The sequence below is a fragment of the Alloacidobacterium dinghuense genome (assembly GCF_014274465.1).
GTDB classification, from domain to species: domain Bacteria; phylum Acidobacteriota; class Terriglobia; order Terriglobales; family Acidobacteriaceae; genus Alloacidobacterium; species Alloacidobacterium dinghuense.
In genome coordinates, this window is record NZ_CP060394.1 from 1,352,898 (window position 1) to 1,367,288 (window position 14,391).

Genomic DNA, 14,391 nt, shown 5'->3' on the forward strand with positions numbered 1-14,391 from the left:
TTCCACTTGGTATTGACAGTTCCTAGCTGAGCTCTGTTCTGAAGATAAGTGCCGGAAAACACTCCAGTATCCAGGCGATCAGAGGTTAACCATAAGCGAAAAGCTTAGAAAATTGGCAATTGTGATCAAACCAAGAACGAGAGAGGAGAGAAGGCGAGTCGTTCAATTCATGCGATGAGCAGAAGGTGCCATTCATGACGACGTTTACCCAACCGGCGATAACATGAACTTTGGAGGTGAGAAACGCACATGCCGAAGGTTCGAGTTGCGGGATTTGGTGTTTCATTGGACGGTTTCAGCGCGGGAACAGCGCAGAGCCTGAACGATCCGTTGGGCAAGCGCGGTCCCGAGATCTTTCAGTGGTTCTTCCACACAAAGACATTCTGCTCGATGCATGGGCAGGAGGGTGGATCCATCGACTTGGACGATGAATTTGCTCGACGGTCGATGGAAAACTTTGGCGCCTTCATCCTTGGCCGCAACATGTTCGGTCCGGTGCGCGGGCGGTGGCCCGATGGTTCATGGAAGGGATGGTGGGGCGACAACCCGCCATACCATGCGCCAACTTTCGTCCTGACGCACTACGAGCGTGAGCCACTAGTGATGAAAGGGGGGACGACGTTTTACTTTGTCACGGGCGGAGTTGAGGAGGCGCTGAGACTCGCGAAAGAAGCGGCGGGCGACAAGGACGTCAAGATTGGAGGCGGTGTTTCTACGGTGCGGCAGTGTCTGCAAGCTGGACTGATAGACTCTCTGCACTTTGTACTTGCACCTGTTGTACTCGGTCAGGGTGAATCATTATTTACTGATCTCGACCTTCCCGCGCTTGGATTTTCTGTGTCGGAGCACAAGGCTACTGAGCACGCGACGCATTTTGTACTGGAGAAAGGATAAGAGTGAGAACCACTCTGTTATCGCCGATGATGGCGTTTATGAGGACTATTCATACGCCTCGATGAGCTTTGGCCCTGTCGGCGGCGAGGAGAGCGCCTGGAGCAAGCAGGCGGAGGCTTTGCGGGCTATGCTTTGCGCTTGAGGGAAAAGATGGGATGCGATGGGGCTTGGTTCGATGGGCACCTGCAAATCCTGCTGCAGTTTGAGTGGGCGAGGTTCGTTGGACGTGATAAGCGACCGGTCCACCGATTTGTCCACAGAACAGTGCTTGAAATATTTTTGGATTCCGTGAATTTGGTGTAAAAGGAATACTACTCTGACAACACATGATCCGGGTGAGGAAAAGCTTTGATCGTGGAAACGATCACATCCAAAGCATGCCTTAAGGCTTGAGAAGAATGGGGCTGCCATCATCGAAAACAATTTCAGGAGACCAGATGCGACTCAGGCGCAGTGTGTGCATTTTTGTGATGTCCGTGGTGTGTCAGCATAGGCCGAAGCGGTCTGTGAGCCAGCCGCAGGCCATGGGTTTTCCGCCTTCGATCAACTTGCCCCAGTAGCTGTCGATCTCTTCCTGGGAGTCGCAGCGGACGAAGAACGAGAAGGCGGGGTTGAGCTGATACGAGGGGCCGCCGTTGAGAAAGACCATCTCCTGACCCTCAAGCTCGATCGTAATCGTGGCAATCTTGCCAACGGGCCAGGGACCTACGCCTTTGGAACGCACCTCATCAAGCTTGCGCGCGTGCGGGAAGACACTGAGGTAAAACTCGGCAGCTTCTCCAGCGTTGTCATTGAACCAGAGGAATGGCGCAACTTTGTTCATGGCTGGCATCGTAGCAGACAGGAGGTCACTTCCGACAAGCTGGCGTTATATTACTGATCGTCTGGGGTGTATCTAGAACAGCCGAATGCTCGGAGCGATCTCCATGTCCCTAAGCCGGTTTTGCTTCGAGTATCCCGACGTTCCGAACCATCAGATTGTCGCCTCCAACCAGATATACCTCGGTCAGGAGGAAGCCCGCTGCCTCAAGAAGCGTTCTCTATTCGCGCTCGCTTCGCTCTTTACCGCCGGTGGCAGCAAGCATGTTGAGATCGCTCATCAAGTGGCCTTCCAGTTGTGGATCTGCGTGAGAGACGATCGGCGGCAGGATGAATTCTACAATCAATAAATTGCCGTTCTGCGGAATGATCGCTCGGCAATTCTAGAGAATAGTAATAGCATCCCCATCCTGACGCCCGTGCAGTACATGTTTGAGCATGTATACATCAGCGCTCGCCGGGACCGATTGCGTCAGATCTGCGGCAATCAGTTGGCATCGGGAGGAGGGATCTTCATTCGCGAAGCGAGATTTCGCCGCATTCACGCTGGATTCGAGATCCACAAGCATGCCTCGCTACGAGAAGCCGTGAATCTTTGCGATGTCTAGAGCAAGTCTTATGTAGACGAAGACTGCTGTTCTGAGGAGCGACGCGACGAAGAATCTCGATCTATCGGAAGCCCAAGATAACTAGGATTCTTCGGTGGCGGCCCAGAATGACGTCTTTGATGTGTCTCAACTTCACCCATAAGCAGCACGCTGTTTCATGCTCATATTCTTGTCGAGCTGAATGATGATCTTGTCGAGCTGAGGTTTCATCTTCTCTGGCGCCACGGTCATCGCAAGTTTTATCTCCTTGATGGCCATATTGTAGTCGCCTCCTGCAAGGGCTTCACGTGCCTGTTCGGTGTGCGCCATCCAGCTATCCGGCTCTCGTTTGATCTTCTCGCGAATAGCCGCCGCTACTTCAGCATAGTAGAGCTGACCCTTCAGCTCTGGACCGCCGGCGCTACTTTGTTGCCGGTCAACAGTTGCTTCTTCGCGCACCCTCTCTGCTTCCTGGCGTAATAGGAACGCTTCTTCCTGGCGACCGATATCAGTCAGAGCCAGAGCTTTCTTGATCTCGCTCTCCCAACTCGCAAGATCAGTAGGACCTTCCAGCGATTTCGCTGCCCTCGTGCCAGTATCGCTGTTAAATGTCAGCGGCTCGTGCGACTCCGTACTCTGAATGGGCAGACAACGCCATACAGCACTGCTTAAATAAAGGAATCCGCATAATATTCCCGCCAGAACGCCATGCCACCATGGGCCCGGCTCGCCATACGTCGCCAGGCGCACCAGCGTAAATGGACTTTGCAGCACCGGCGCCACAATCGGATTCGCAGGTTGAGGAGCCTGCGTCTCCTGCGACTGGGAGGAAGCTACAGGCACAAGAGCAGGCGATTCATCCACAGCTGACGGTACCCAATCTCGCCGCGTCGCGTCACGGCGCTTCTCGTCCGCAATCGTCTCCAGCAAACGAGTGCGTTTCTGGCGCAGTTGATTTTCTTCGTTCGAAGGCGCCTCCGGTTTGGGGGGACTCGGTGGCGCCGCTTCATTGCCCGTTGGTCGTAAAGACGCTAGCTTCTGCTGAATCTCGGCGATGTTTTCTTTCGCTGCCTCCACATCCGGATACTCATCCGTGTACCGCAGTCGCAGATCATCGAGTTTCTTCTGTGTCACACTAAGTTGCGCCTCCAGCAGCCGCCGTTGGTCATTCTCAGCACTCGGCACACGCGGAGACACCTCCGCCTTTCGCGAAGTGCTTGTCTGCACCGCTGCATCCAGAGCAGCGATTTTCTGGTCCGTCGCCGCAAGTTGCGCCTCTAAGCTTTGCATATGGGCGGTCTGCGACTGCTCTTCCTGTGAGTGCAAAGACCGCGTGTTTGAATGCGGCCTCGCCACCGCAGGAGGCATAAGTGGCGCAGCTTGCGGCGCGTGAGCGGTTGCTACAGAAGCAGCAGGCGCCGGCTTCCACGCCACCAGCAAATTCGATACGGCATTCGCTACCGCCACCGACGTCTCTCTCTCAGTGTCAAGGAAAACTACGTGGAGGGAGTTGGCAGAAGGCTGCGTCATTTCCAGATGAGAACGAAACTCCGCCGTATCGCTCTTCACACCTGTGCGCTTCGCCACCCCCTGTATCGCGCTATCGTTCAGGATCGACTGTGCCAGCGCCACCGCGGGCGCTTTCTCCTGTATGGTCACAGGCTCAATTTGCCGTGCTTCATCCGCATCAAACGACACCTCAGCCGTCGTCAGGCGCGCGGTACCGTGTCGCGACCAGAAGAAAAATCCGCTTGCGATCGCAAGTGCAATGCCTGCTGCTGCAAGCTTATGTCGCAGCGGCAAAGCAAGAAAGCACAGGAGAATATTCTTCTCTTGCATAGCTCCCTCGATGTACGTCCAAGATGAAAAAGGCAGAATTAAGATCTAGCGAAGTGAAGCACGCGCTGTTGTAGCTTCGGCGGTCCGTCCTGGAGTCCACCACAACGTGAAAACTGCTACTGCCCGGTCGTTTGTTGGCGTGCCTGCGACCTTGTAACTACGAACCTCAACCTCTTGCGAAAAGCCCAGCCCCATCCGGTAATGCAAACTGCCCTCCACGAACGTGCCGTGATAGGACTGCTTCGTCGCCGGATCAACCCCGTGAATACCATTCAAACTCGCGCGTATATCCAATACGCGATGGAAAGAGTGACGAACGCCCGCGGCCGCCGTACCCAGAAACACCGTATGCTCCAGGATGCCATCGCTCAAATCGCGGCCTCCTGAAAGATACAGATCGGTCGAATGTGTCAGCTTCGCGTAGACCGCTGCAGTGCCGGTAAACTGGACGCGCTTTCCGCACGAATCACTCGCTCCGCTCACTCCGCCGGAGATATTCACGCTGGCGTGCGTCCCCCACGCATCCAGCCACCGCAAACCGACTCCGCCGAGACTGCAATCCAGCGGCCCCGTCTGATGCTCCCCTTTGCCATAGACACCAAATCCCATCATTGGCGTCAGCGCATGCAGATACTCCACCCTTGCGCGCGCGGTCTGCACCAGAAAGTCATCCGCGTTGTACTGCGTGTATGTGTGCGTCCCGCTGAAGTCCCAGTATGACCGTCGCGAATCCTCATAGCGAATCTTGCCGCTCTCTTCTCCCGTTGCGACTCTTCCAGAGTGCAGCCCGTACACCACTGTTTCGGCCGCAGGCACTCCCGCGTCGCCTACCTGCCGGAAATCGAGCGGAGCCACCACCCGCGCCGCGTCGGTTCCGAATGTGCTAGTCGCCGTGCCCTGCCATGTCCATCGCGGATTGATCTCGCCCGTCGCGCGCACCGCCGCGCGGTTCAGACCGACAAAGTAGTCCTCGCCACCCGCCTTGAAATCGGCAAGGCCTCCGCCGTCTTCCGCCATAAACTGCCAGCGGCGCCGCTCGATAACGCCCGCTGCCGCACCCAGTCCGCCATAGGCATTGCCCGGACCAGCATTGGGAAAGCTGAACCCGCTCAGTCCGCCCAAGGTGAATTTGAAAGTAGAAGGCTGATACTTTGGCAGATTAACGGCGGCATCGCTGCCGGGCTGCAGACCAGATACAATCGCTGCCGTATTCCATCGCTCCACCGTGCGAATATTCGCCCAGCAGGGAAACTCCGGCGTTCCCTGCTGCAGCGCGACGGAAAGTGAATCTCCGCAGCTGTTCAACGGCTCGGTGCTGGCCGTGCGCGGATTGTCACTGTCCGCTCTGCGGATCGTGTAGTTGCCGCGGCTATCTCCACCACTGTTGTCAGAATGTTGTGCGCTGGCCTGTGTCACCGCGCCACCAATCAGGATAAAGGACCAAAGGAGCAGGCCCACTCTCTGGATTCTCATGGCACCACCACAGTGTCCCCTGGCGCTAGCTCCACGTTCTGTTGTGGGGCTTGCCCCTTCAGAACCTTCTCGTAGTTCACGTTTAGCCGCGCGCTCGTGCCCCCGCGCAGAACGTACACCTGTTTCTGTTTTGCGAAATCCGTCAGTCCGCCTGCGCGCGCCACCAACTGCACCACATTCATCGCGTCCATCAACGGATACGCGCCCGGCCGCTGCACCTCGCCGGTGATGTACACCATCCGGCTATGAATTTCCTGTACGGTCACCGTCACGCGCGGCTTATGAACGAACTTGACCAGCCGCTCTGTCAGCACCTGCTGCGCCGCTTCCGGAGTTAGCCCTGCCACATCCACCTCAGTCACCAATGGCATGGAAACCTTGCCGTCCGGCCTCACCACGGCCGTCTCAGTAAGTTGAGGTTCCTCCCAAACGGTGATGTGCAACACATCGCCCATTCCAATCTTGTAAGTCGCGGGCACCACTTCGGGCGTTTTTGCGACACCGCTCATTGCTGCATCTGGTGCGGCCTGCGTCGCCTGCGCATAGCAGAGCTGCCCCGCAGCCATGAGCAAAACCATGAGCCCGCGGAGCATAGCGCCAGGCAAAAAATACTGCATGCAAAACGTTGTATGCCATGTCGGCTGATTTTGAACGAGGGTATTACCACAAATCGGGTAGCCGGGCAAAACTTGTTACGTTTGGTCGCATATATGTAGTTACCATGCTGTGTTACCCGGCACATTTGCCTTTGCCAGACATCGGACATCACAGCAGAAGCGTCTCATCGCTGCATTCTCTGCATCCTGTCTGGCCCGGACAGCCAGTTGCACGCTTACGAGGATCGATCGCGCCCCATTAGGTCTTTCTGGGTTTGCCAGCGCCGGGCGGATCGGGCATCTCCCAGCGTCTGCCCAAGATTCGGCGACAGCAATGAGGGAACAGCAGTCAAACCTGAGATCGTTTATTCCAGCGTCCTGAGAGGCCATTCTGAATCTTATGTTTAAAGGCTGAGATATCTTGTTCGACAAGCAATTGCATGACAGCCTGATGACCATGGGAGAAGTCCAATATGATTTCTAAATACCGCATCTTCGTACTGACGGCCATGACCTGCGGAGCATCTTTGACGGTCGTACTCGCTCAAAACGGGGCTCAGAACGTTGCAAGCGGCCACCGCGATATCCTGTTACAGACTACACAATCCTGGAACGGCAAACCGTACACACATTATTCAACCGGGCAGCCGCAACTCACAACGATCAAACTGACCATTGCACCACATACCGCTCTGCCATGGCACACCCATCCGTTTCCGAATGTTGTCTATGTGCTATCCGGCACTCTCACTCTGCACGACAGAGACAGCGGTAAAACGCTGGTTGTTCATGAGGGGCAAGCCGTAGGGGAGTCCGTTGACGATGTGCATCGGGGAGAGTCGGGTGATGAACCTACTGTGCTGCTCATCACCTATGCCGGCACTCCAGGTGTTCCGACCTCAGTTCCGGCGAGGGGAGAGAAAGCGGAGTATTGAATTGGAAGTGCGGGTGCTATAGTGTTTCTCCGATCTGCAAAGGCGCAAACTCATCCCCTGTCAGTTCGCGGACCAGAGCCTTTTTTGCAAGATAGATCATCCTAAACGCACATGTAATGAACAACCGTTTGCTCACCACATGCCGACTTGTCGTTCCTAATCTACTCGCGAGGAGAAGGTCGAAAGATCTGACGCGCGGTTTCTCGAAGCCATGCGTGTAGCAAGTCGCGATCGAAGCGCGGGTACCAGACCATCCAGTACCGTATCGGCGGGATCTCTTTAGGCGCTTTCACGCGTGGCAAGTCAAGCAGGGCCAGAACGGGCTGGACAGGGAGGCCAGAGTGCTGCGTCGCTGCATCAGCCAGGATCCGGTAGCTCCTACACCCGATCAACTCATATGCATTACCTCGTAGCTGTCCAACGGCTGATTTGGAGAGGCTGCGAATCTCCTAGAATGCTGCGGTTCTCCGGCAGGAGTTCGCGAAGATCGGGTTGGCGTTTGCCGGACTCGCTTCTGCGCCTTTCTGAGTTACTCCCTGTTACTGGCCACACGGACAATTACTCAACGCAGGCGCGTTTGCCGATATTTAGCGGAAAACCACCCGCGCAGCAGCGCGGTGTTGAAAGCGCTGCTCGACCCGGATGACTTCGTTAAATTTTTCCCCGGAGTATTGCCGTGGCAGTGAAGCCGAGGTATAAGGAATCACTCGGCAGTTCGGGAGCGGCTTCGAATTTTGCGGAGCCAGCTGGCCCACAGATTATCCTGTCTGATTCCAGGAGTTTGATCCGTGCCTTCGGACCTGCTTTCGCGCAAATCTACGCACTTCGTTCTGTGGCGTCCGCTGCTGGGGATGGCAGCGCCTGCTTTGGTGATCGGTCGCTTCCAGTTTGGAAATCCGCCTACGCTGGCAGACTCGAAACGGTTGCCATTGAAGCCAGTTTCTGGAGTGACCGGGCTATGGCACATTGCCGCGACAGACTGCGGGATGACTGATGGCACGGTGTATCACTACTGGTTCGAAGTGGAGAGCACAAATCCAGACCGGCCAGGCGGCGCGATTCTCTGCACGGATCCAACAGCATGGACCGTGGATTGGCGGCTGATTCCGCCGCCGTTGAAGGTACCGTTCGACGACGAAGATCGGCAGCCTGCAGGGGTCGTGCTGTTTTCCAGTGACAAGTTGCAGCCATGCGATCCGGGCGGTGAACACATGGATACCGGGCAGGATATGCCATCTCCCGCGCTGCCGCCGAATAACCAACTCGTGATCTATGAACTGCCAACGGCATGGGCGCGTGCGGGAACGGGTGATTCCGGCATTGGCACGGGCAGCTTTCAGGATGTGCTTGCACTAGTGCAGACCGACGCCATCGGCGCAAACTTTAGCGATCTTGCTGTAACCGCTGCTGGCAATTCATATCTGCGGGATTTGGGCGTCAATTCGCTCGAACTGCTGCCGCCGGCGGACAGTTTCTTCAAGCGCGACTGGGGCTACGATACAGCGCATTACCTCGCGCCCGACTCGGAGTTGGGTCAACCAGAGGGATATAGTTGGCCGACGGCGAACCGCGATCTCTCGAGACTGGTGGGCGCTTGCCATGCAAATAAGATTCGCTTCTTTGTAGACATGGTGATGGCGTTCTCGCGTAACGAGCCATACCAGCATGTCGCCTTCGATCCGTTCTGCATCGACGATGCGAACGACCACATGAGCGATCCGGATGCGCAAACGTCACGCTCTACGCCAAGCAATCCTCAACCACGCGATGGCTTCGGAAGCACGTTGTTCCGCTACACCCGCGCACTAACGAGTGCGTTCTACGATCCAGAAACCGGAAGCGATCAGCCAAACATGATCCCAGCGCGGCAGCACATGTATACGCAACTGGCGCGCTGGATGAGTGACTTTCGCATCGACGGCATCCGGATGGATAGTGTGGAGAACGTTGCAAACTGGGACTTCGTCGGCGGCTTCAAGAACCGTGCGCGGGCGGCGTGGGAAGCGAGGTGGAAGGCCGCGGGGCTCGAGGGGAGCGGCGACGATCGGTTCCTCGTAGTGGGAGAGGAGCTAACCGTGCCCATGGCGCTGCTCACGCAGGGGCGGCTGGATGGTCTGTGGAATGATCACTTCCGCGTGCTGGTGCGGGCGGCGGTGTTCGGCACAAACGCAGCGGATGAAGGCGAGCCTACGTTCGAGTGGACCGTGCGTAAGGCCATCGACTGCCGTATCCTCGGTTTCACAGATGGTACGCAGGCGGTGAACTACATCACGTCGCACGATGTGGAAGGCAAGGCGCGCGAGCGGCTGTTCACTTCATTCACCAAGTACGCTGGGTTCGCCGCGGTCGATGCAATCCGGCGTATCAAGCTCGCTTTCGCTTGCCTGCTGACCGCCGTAGGTGTGCCGATGATCCTTGCAGGCGAGGAGTTTGGCGATCTGCACACACGCTTCGATGTGAACGGAAACGTCTCGCAGGATGGCGGCAAGCAGGTGGCGCCCGTGCACTTCGATCTGCTGGATGGCAGCGACCCGCTTCCGAACCTTCGCCAAGACTTGCTAGCGTATGTCTCACGGTTAGTGAAGCTGCGCACAAGTTGCTTCGCGCTGGGCGTCAATGACACAAGCTTTCTGCACACTGACTTTAATGACGGCAAGCGTGTGCTCGTATGGCAACGCGGGCCAGGGCCGGATGGGTCGCTGGTGGTGGTGGTCGCGAATTTCTCAGACTGGGGCACGACGCCCGCCCAAGACGGTCAGTATGTCGTAGCCAACTGGCCCGGCGGACGAAACTGGACAGAAGTCACGCAGCAGCGCGAGGTTCCCGGCGAGTGGGCCGGTCGCGAGCCGCTCTTCCCATGGGAAGCGAAGGTCTATCTTTCGCCGACACCATAGCCACACTGGGTGCATCCCGCATCATCCGCTCTGTAATTCACACCCGTTCCGTGCCAACCAAGAGGCCGTGCAATGCTTGCGATTTTCGCATAATCATCACGCGCTATGAGGAAATGGATTACCACCACCTTGCTCATTGCCACCGCGGCAGTCGCGCAGCAAATCCACAATGAGTATGAATCGCCGAACGCTCCGGGCGCTGGTCAGAAGCAGCTCGCGCAATTTGCAGGCGACTGGGATGTAGTCAAGACGTTCTTTCCGATGAACAAGAATCCGATCGTTAGCAAAGGCTCGCGCAAGCAGCATATGATGCAAGACGGCAAGTTTCTGGTCGGATTCTAGTTTCTTCAATTCTGATGGATCAAAGAGTACCGACACCGGAATCTCTGGCTTCGATTCAAAAACGAATCGTTTCACCACCGCTGGCATCACTCTCAATTCCGCCTGAGCGCACCAGCGATAGATGCCTTCCGTTTCAGGCGCCGTCGATTGTTCGCGCTGATGACAGGTTTCGTCTGCTCCACTGGCCACGCGTTACGAACACTTTGCTGAAGCTGAATTTGACGAGCTTTGATCCAAGGAGAGTAGTGCTTCTCGGTGATCTTTACGCTGGCGTGGCCGAGCAGGATTGAGATTGACCGATCGGCACCCCCGCTAGCAGCATCTCTACCGCGAAGGTGTCGCGAAGTATGGTGGAGGCGGCGGGAGTCGAACCGGGCGATTCTACTGAGAATACGCAACTTGTTGATCGCCGGAATGCCAGGATTGGAACGAATTCCACCAATCCCAAATCTGCTGTACGGTCACTGTACAGCATTTTCCCAGATTCCCAGAACTACCCACTTCCACTTTCGGACGCCCTCGTTCAGCGAAAAGCATTCTGAAGTTCATGAGTAGTATTTCACAGAGGTCGAACCCGAGGCCATAAGGTCACTTTTAGTGCAACAGGGCTTTCGCAGCTAGTCTCAGAAGTCGAGTAAGCGGAAAAACTCGATAAAAGCGCGAATATTCGGACATCAATTGAATCTCTGCCGTTGCGCTCCGTTGCAAGGTGGGTGATCCCCCCTCTCCTTGCACTTGCTACCCCCCCGCGTTCGCCACGTGGCGTCCGGCATGTGAGGTACATGCCGCGCACGACATGAAAAGCAACGGCAACAGCAAAAGCGAGGGAGGCAGCAGTGAAGAAGACACGCACCAGCAACAGGCCGAGTATCTACCAGACCGTTACAGACCGCATTATTTCCAGCCTCAAGGCGAGCGTGATTCCGTGGTGAAAGCCGTGGAAGGCGCCACGGTTCACAGGCGGTCCATTTCCGCGCAACTTCTACACTGGCAAACCATACCGAGGCATCAATGTTCTTTTGCTTTGGTCGAGCGAGTATTGCTCTCCTTTCTGGCTCACGTTCAAACAGGCGCAGGAGTTGAAAGGCACTGTTCGCAAAGGTGAACACGAAACCCCGATTGTCTTTTACAAGCAGCTTCCCGAAGACGCGAAGAAAACCGAGGAAGGCAAAGAAGAGGATGAGCGTCTTCCGTTCGTGCTCTGCCACTACACGGTTTTCAACGTGGAGCAGTGAGACAGCCTCACGGTTCCTAAAATCGAGCTGCCCGCGAACGCGCCTGAGATTGACGAAAGCGAAATCTGCGAAGGCATCGTGACGGCATGGGAGAACCGGCCCGCGCTCCATCTGGCCAGTCCCAGCGAGTACCGCGCTTACTACCGGCCAAGCACCGATTCCGTTCACATGGCCGCCCGCAGCCGCTTTGTGGACGCGCCCCACTACTACAGCACCCTTTTCCATGAACTGATTCACAGTACAGCCCACGAGAGCCGCTTGAATCGCACTTTTAGCGACCGCTTCGGCGATGAGCTTTACAGCAAGGAGGAATTAGTTACAGAGAGGGATAGGTGGATGACAAAATCAGAAGACAGATGAACCTCCTGTTGGAGGTTCCAGAAGAACAGATGGCTGGCTGGCCGCGACTCACGCGGATCGCACGTCGGCGAGGGCCCAACAGGAAAGACTGCAATTTGCCCAGATTCCACATAACTTACAAGCGTCCTGACGTACATCGGCGAAAAGAAGTTTATTGTGTCCCGTTTGTTTAGGGCAGTCCACACAGCTTCCTGCCTCTGGCACAAGCTGCGTGTCCCGCTTATCGAAAGAAGCTTCTCTAAGGATGAGCAGGATATTGTGCTCAATCCACGGCTGAAGATGACGGACTGGAAGGAGGATGCGCTTCGCTTTCCCGTTGCCATTGCTCCAGTCTTCCCGAAAGCAGGCAGAGAGTGCCTCTTCCTGCTGACCGGTTTGCAACTTGGCCAGCAAGAGCGCGTGGCCGACACCAATCTCATCCTGATCGGCTCTGGGTGTAGTGAATTCACTAGTTATCTTTCACCCGGTTGCCATGAATGCAAAATCGCATTGTTTGGTGATACCCAAAAGGCATCAATCGTCTCGTTGGGCTTGAAAATCTCGTCAGAATCTTGCCAGCAGGGGACGAAAGTAAAGGACTTATCGCAAAGGATCGAGGAGATGGTGATAGCAAAAAGGCATCAACATTGAGGACGACCGGTAGCGCAACGGCCATTTCGTAGGCGCATCAGAGCAGGCCACGTTGCCTGTGAGAATGCTGCCGTTGCACGGCAGACGTCGGGGCAGGGAAGGCGAGGGTGCTGGCGAGGGTGCTGAAGGATTGTCTACCAGTGCTTTCTAGTGCTTTTCAATGCTTACGTTAGCCAACGGTGCTCATGAGTTTCAATGAGTTACATCTGAATGCACTTCTGTCACGGCAGAGGTCGCGGGTTCGAGCCCCGTCGTCCCCGCCATCAAACCTCAACGAAACAAAGGGTTTGTGGCTCACGATAAAATCAAGCATCATTAGCAAGGGTGCTGAGATCTTATGCACGCTTTTAACTTTTCCCTTGTTGAGGGTGCTGAAAGCAATTTCTTTTTCCCTCTTAAACACCATCAGATCGTGACGTGGCACCCCGCCGCATCAGACGTCGTTATCTGCCCAAGCGACTAGGAACCGGCACCTGCGGATTTGCTGAGGAAGCTTGCAACGAGGGCCGACTCGATGGCTAGTCCTGAGCTTCCCTGCAATGCTTTGTGAAGGCATCGTACTTAGATCATTACTCTGCTTCTCTTTCGGAAATAACTCCGCCAATCGCAGGGTTGAAGCAAGCAATAGTCCGTGCAGAATGCCGACCATGACAAAAGCGAATACCAAAGAGCCGAAACTGCTTCAGGTGACTGCCGAAGCGCATTCTCCCCCGCAAAATGCAGTCGATCGCCGCTACGGTTTTTGTGTATGAATTCAAGCTACCTGCTTCTCATGCTTCGCCCGAGCAATGATATTGGCCAACGTCTGGACCTCCTGATTAAAAATTGCTTTTTGGTCTGCTCTAGCCCTCCCCTTTTCTTGACGTCATTACACAAATCGAGGAGTTGCCAAGTTCATCCTCAAGTTGCTTGATCTGGACGCTCAATGAAGGCTGGGAGACGTGCAGGTGATTGCTTGCCTGTCGAAAACTCAAGGTTTCGGCAACGGCAACGAAGTATCGCACTTGCCTGAGTTCCATCGCTGATAGCTCTCGGCTATCAGAGTAACAGGAACAAAGTATTTCTCCGACATCAATCGGCCCCTATATATCTAGCATCTGAAGGTTGGAGGAAAGCGGCGAGAGCCAGCTCGAAAATTGCTGTTCCAGAAGCCAGTGGCCTGTGGAATTTAGCCGCATACGCACCGAATGCAATATACGAACACACAAGACCAGGTACGTATTCTCGGAATCTCTGGAAGCCTAAGGAAGGCTTCCTTCAGCACTGCAATCCTTAGGACTCTTGCTCGAAAGGCTGCGCCTTTGATGTTGATCGATGTCATGACTCTCGAAGAGATCCCGTTTTACAACGAGGACCTGGACCGCTCACCGGGCTCATCGGCCATTGCGAGACTGAAGCGAAGCGTTGTAGAAAGTGATGGCGTCCTAATTGCGACGCCGGAATACAACCACGGTATTCCAGGTGTTTTGAAGAATGCATTGGACTGGACATCCCGTCCTGCTTTCCAGTCCTGTTTCAGAAACAAACCCGTTTCGATCATCAGTTCTTCGCTCGCGTTTACAGGGGGAGTGCGCGCGCAGTATCAGCTTCGCGAAACATTGATTGCAATGCATGCCCAGCTCGTCATGGGTCCCGAGGTCGTGATCGGCGGCGTCCATACGAAGTTTGCCGATAGCGAGTACAACGACGAGACCGGGTTGTCTTTCATCATGGAGTCTTTGGAAAGGCTGCGTGTGGAGGCACTCGTAAGGCGTACATCAATGGTCGCTTATTGATATATCGAGCAG

At 55.5% G+C, this 14,391-nt stretch carries 12 protein-coding genes and 2 pseudogenes; 8 read left to right on the forward strand and 6 right to left on the reverse strand.

Translation table 11 applies throughout. The annotated features are described in order from the left end of the window. Positions 1-249: 249 nt before the first annotated feature. The gene (locus tag H7849_RS05490; protein WP_186744809.1) at positions 250-894 is read left to right on the forward strand and encodes a dihydrofolate reductase family protein; all 645 of its coding nucleotides are present in this window, start codon (positions 250-252) and stop codon (positions 892-894) included. A gap of 484 nt (positions 895-1,378) precedes the next feature. Here the strand turns inward: H7849_RS05490 and H7849_RS05495 are convergent, their stop codons facing one another. The 5 genes and pseudogenes from H7849_RS05495 to H7849_RS05520 all read right to left on the reverse strand — a co-directional run bounded on the left by H7849_RS05495 (position 1,379) and on the right by H7849_RS05520 (position 6,217). Beyond that, a complete protein-coding gene (locus H7849_RS05495) occupies positions 1,379-1,717 on the reverse strand; it encodes a VOC family protein (protein WP_251106631.1) in 339 nt (112 codons plus the stop codon). 217 nt (positions 1,718-1,934) lie between these two features. Next, a pseudogene (locus tag H7849_RS27315) lies at positions 1,935-2,282 on the reverse strand (methyltransferase). 171 nt (positions 2,283-2,453) lie between these two features. Next, positions 2,454-4,139, reverse strand: coding sequence for a hypothetical protein (locus H7849_RS05510; protein WP_186744814.1), 1,686 nt, complete (start codon positions 4,137-4,139; stop codon positions 2,454-2,456). Between the two features lie 45 nt (positions 4,140-4,184). Next, positions 4,185-5,612, reverse strand: coding sequence for a hypothetical protein (locus H7849_RS05515; RefSeq protein WP_186744816.1), 1,428 nt, complete (start codon positions 5,610-5,612; stop codon positions 4,185-4,187). Further along, entirely contained in the window at positions 5,609-6,217 is a 609-nt protein-coding gene (locus tag H7849_RS05520) for a polysaccharide biosynthesis/export family protein (protein ID WP_186744818.1), read from the reverse strand. Before H7849_RS05520 ends, H7849_RS05515 begins: the two co-directional genes overlap by 4 nt. A 464-nt stretch (positions 6,218-6,681) precedes the next feature. On the opposite strand from H7849_RS05520, the gene H7849_RS05525 reads away from it, so the two are divergent. From H7849_RS05525 to H7849_RS27190, 6 genes and pseudogenes are all read left to right on the forward strand, one after another. After that, a complete protein-coding gene (locus tag H7849_RS05525) occupies positions 6,682-7,143 on the forward strand; it encodes a cupin domain-containing protein (protein WP_186744820.1) in 462 nt (153 codons plus the stop codon). A gap of 788 nt (positions 7,144-7,931) precedes the next feature. After that, a complete protein-coding gene (locus H7849_RS05530; protein WP_186744822.1) occupies positions 7,932-10,037 on the forward strand; it encodes an alpha-amylase family glycosyl hydrolase in 2,106 nt (701 codons plus the stop codon). A 105-nt stretch (positions 10,038-10,142) separates the two neighbouring features. Beyond that, positions 10,143-10,379: a hypothetical protein gene (locus H7849_RS05535; protein WP_186744824.1), complete on the forward strand. Its 237-nt coding sequence runs from the start codon at positions 10,143-10,145 to the stop codon at positions 10,377-10,379. A 944-nt stretch (positions 10,380-11,323) separates the two neighbouring features. Continuing rightward, a pseudogene (locus H7849_RS05540) lies at positions 11,324-11,614 on the forward strand (ArdC-like ssDNA-binding domain-containing protein); the annotation flags it as partial. Between the two features lie 78 nt (positions 11,615-11,692). Next, positions 11,693-11,974 carry a zincin-like metallopeptidase domain-containing protein gene (locus H7849_RS05545; protein ID WP_186744826.1) on the forward strand — a complete coding sequence of 94 codons (282 nt, stop codon included), beginning with the start codon at positions 11,693-11,695 and terminating at the stop codon, positions 11,972-11,974. A 156-nt stretch (positions 11,975-12,130) separates the two neighbouring features. Beyond that, positions 12,131-12,604: a hypothetical protein gene (locus H7849_RS27190; protein ID WP_186744827.1), complete on the forward strand. Its 474-nt coding sequence runs from the start codon at positions 12,131-12,133 to the stop codon at positions 12,602-12,604. An 842-nt stretch (positions 12,605-13,446) separates the two neighbouring features. Here H7849_RS27190 and H7849_RS05555 read toward each other — a convergent pair. Continuing rightward, a complete protein-coding gene (locus H7849_RS05555) occupies positions 13,447-13,623 on the reverse strand; it encodes a LysR family transcriptional regulator (RefSeq protein WP_186744829.1) in 177 nt (58 codons plus the stop codon). A 168-nt stretch (positions 13,624-13,791) separates the two neighbouring features. On the opposite strand from H7849_RS05555, the gene H7849_RS05560 reads away from it, so the two are divergent. After that, complete coding sequence (locus H7849_RS05560) at positions 13,792-14,379, forward strand: NADPH-dependent FMN reductase (RefSeq protein ID WP_186744830.1); 588 nt, start codon at positions 13,792-13,794, stop codon at positions 14,377-14,379. The last annotated feature ends 12 nt before the right edge of the window (positions 14,380-14,391 follow it).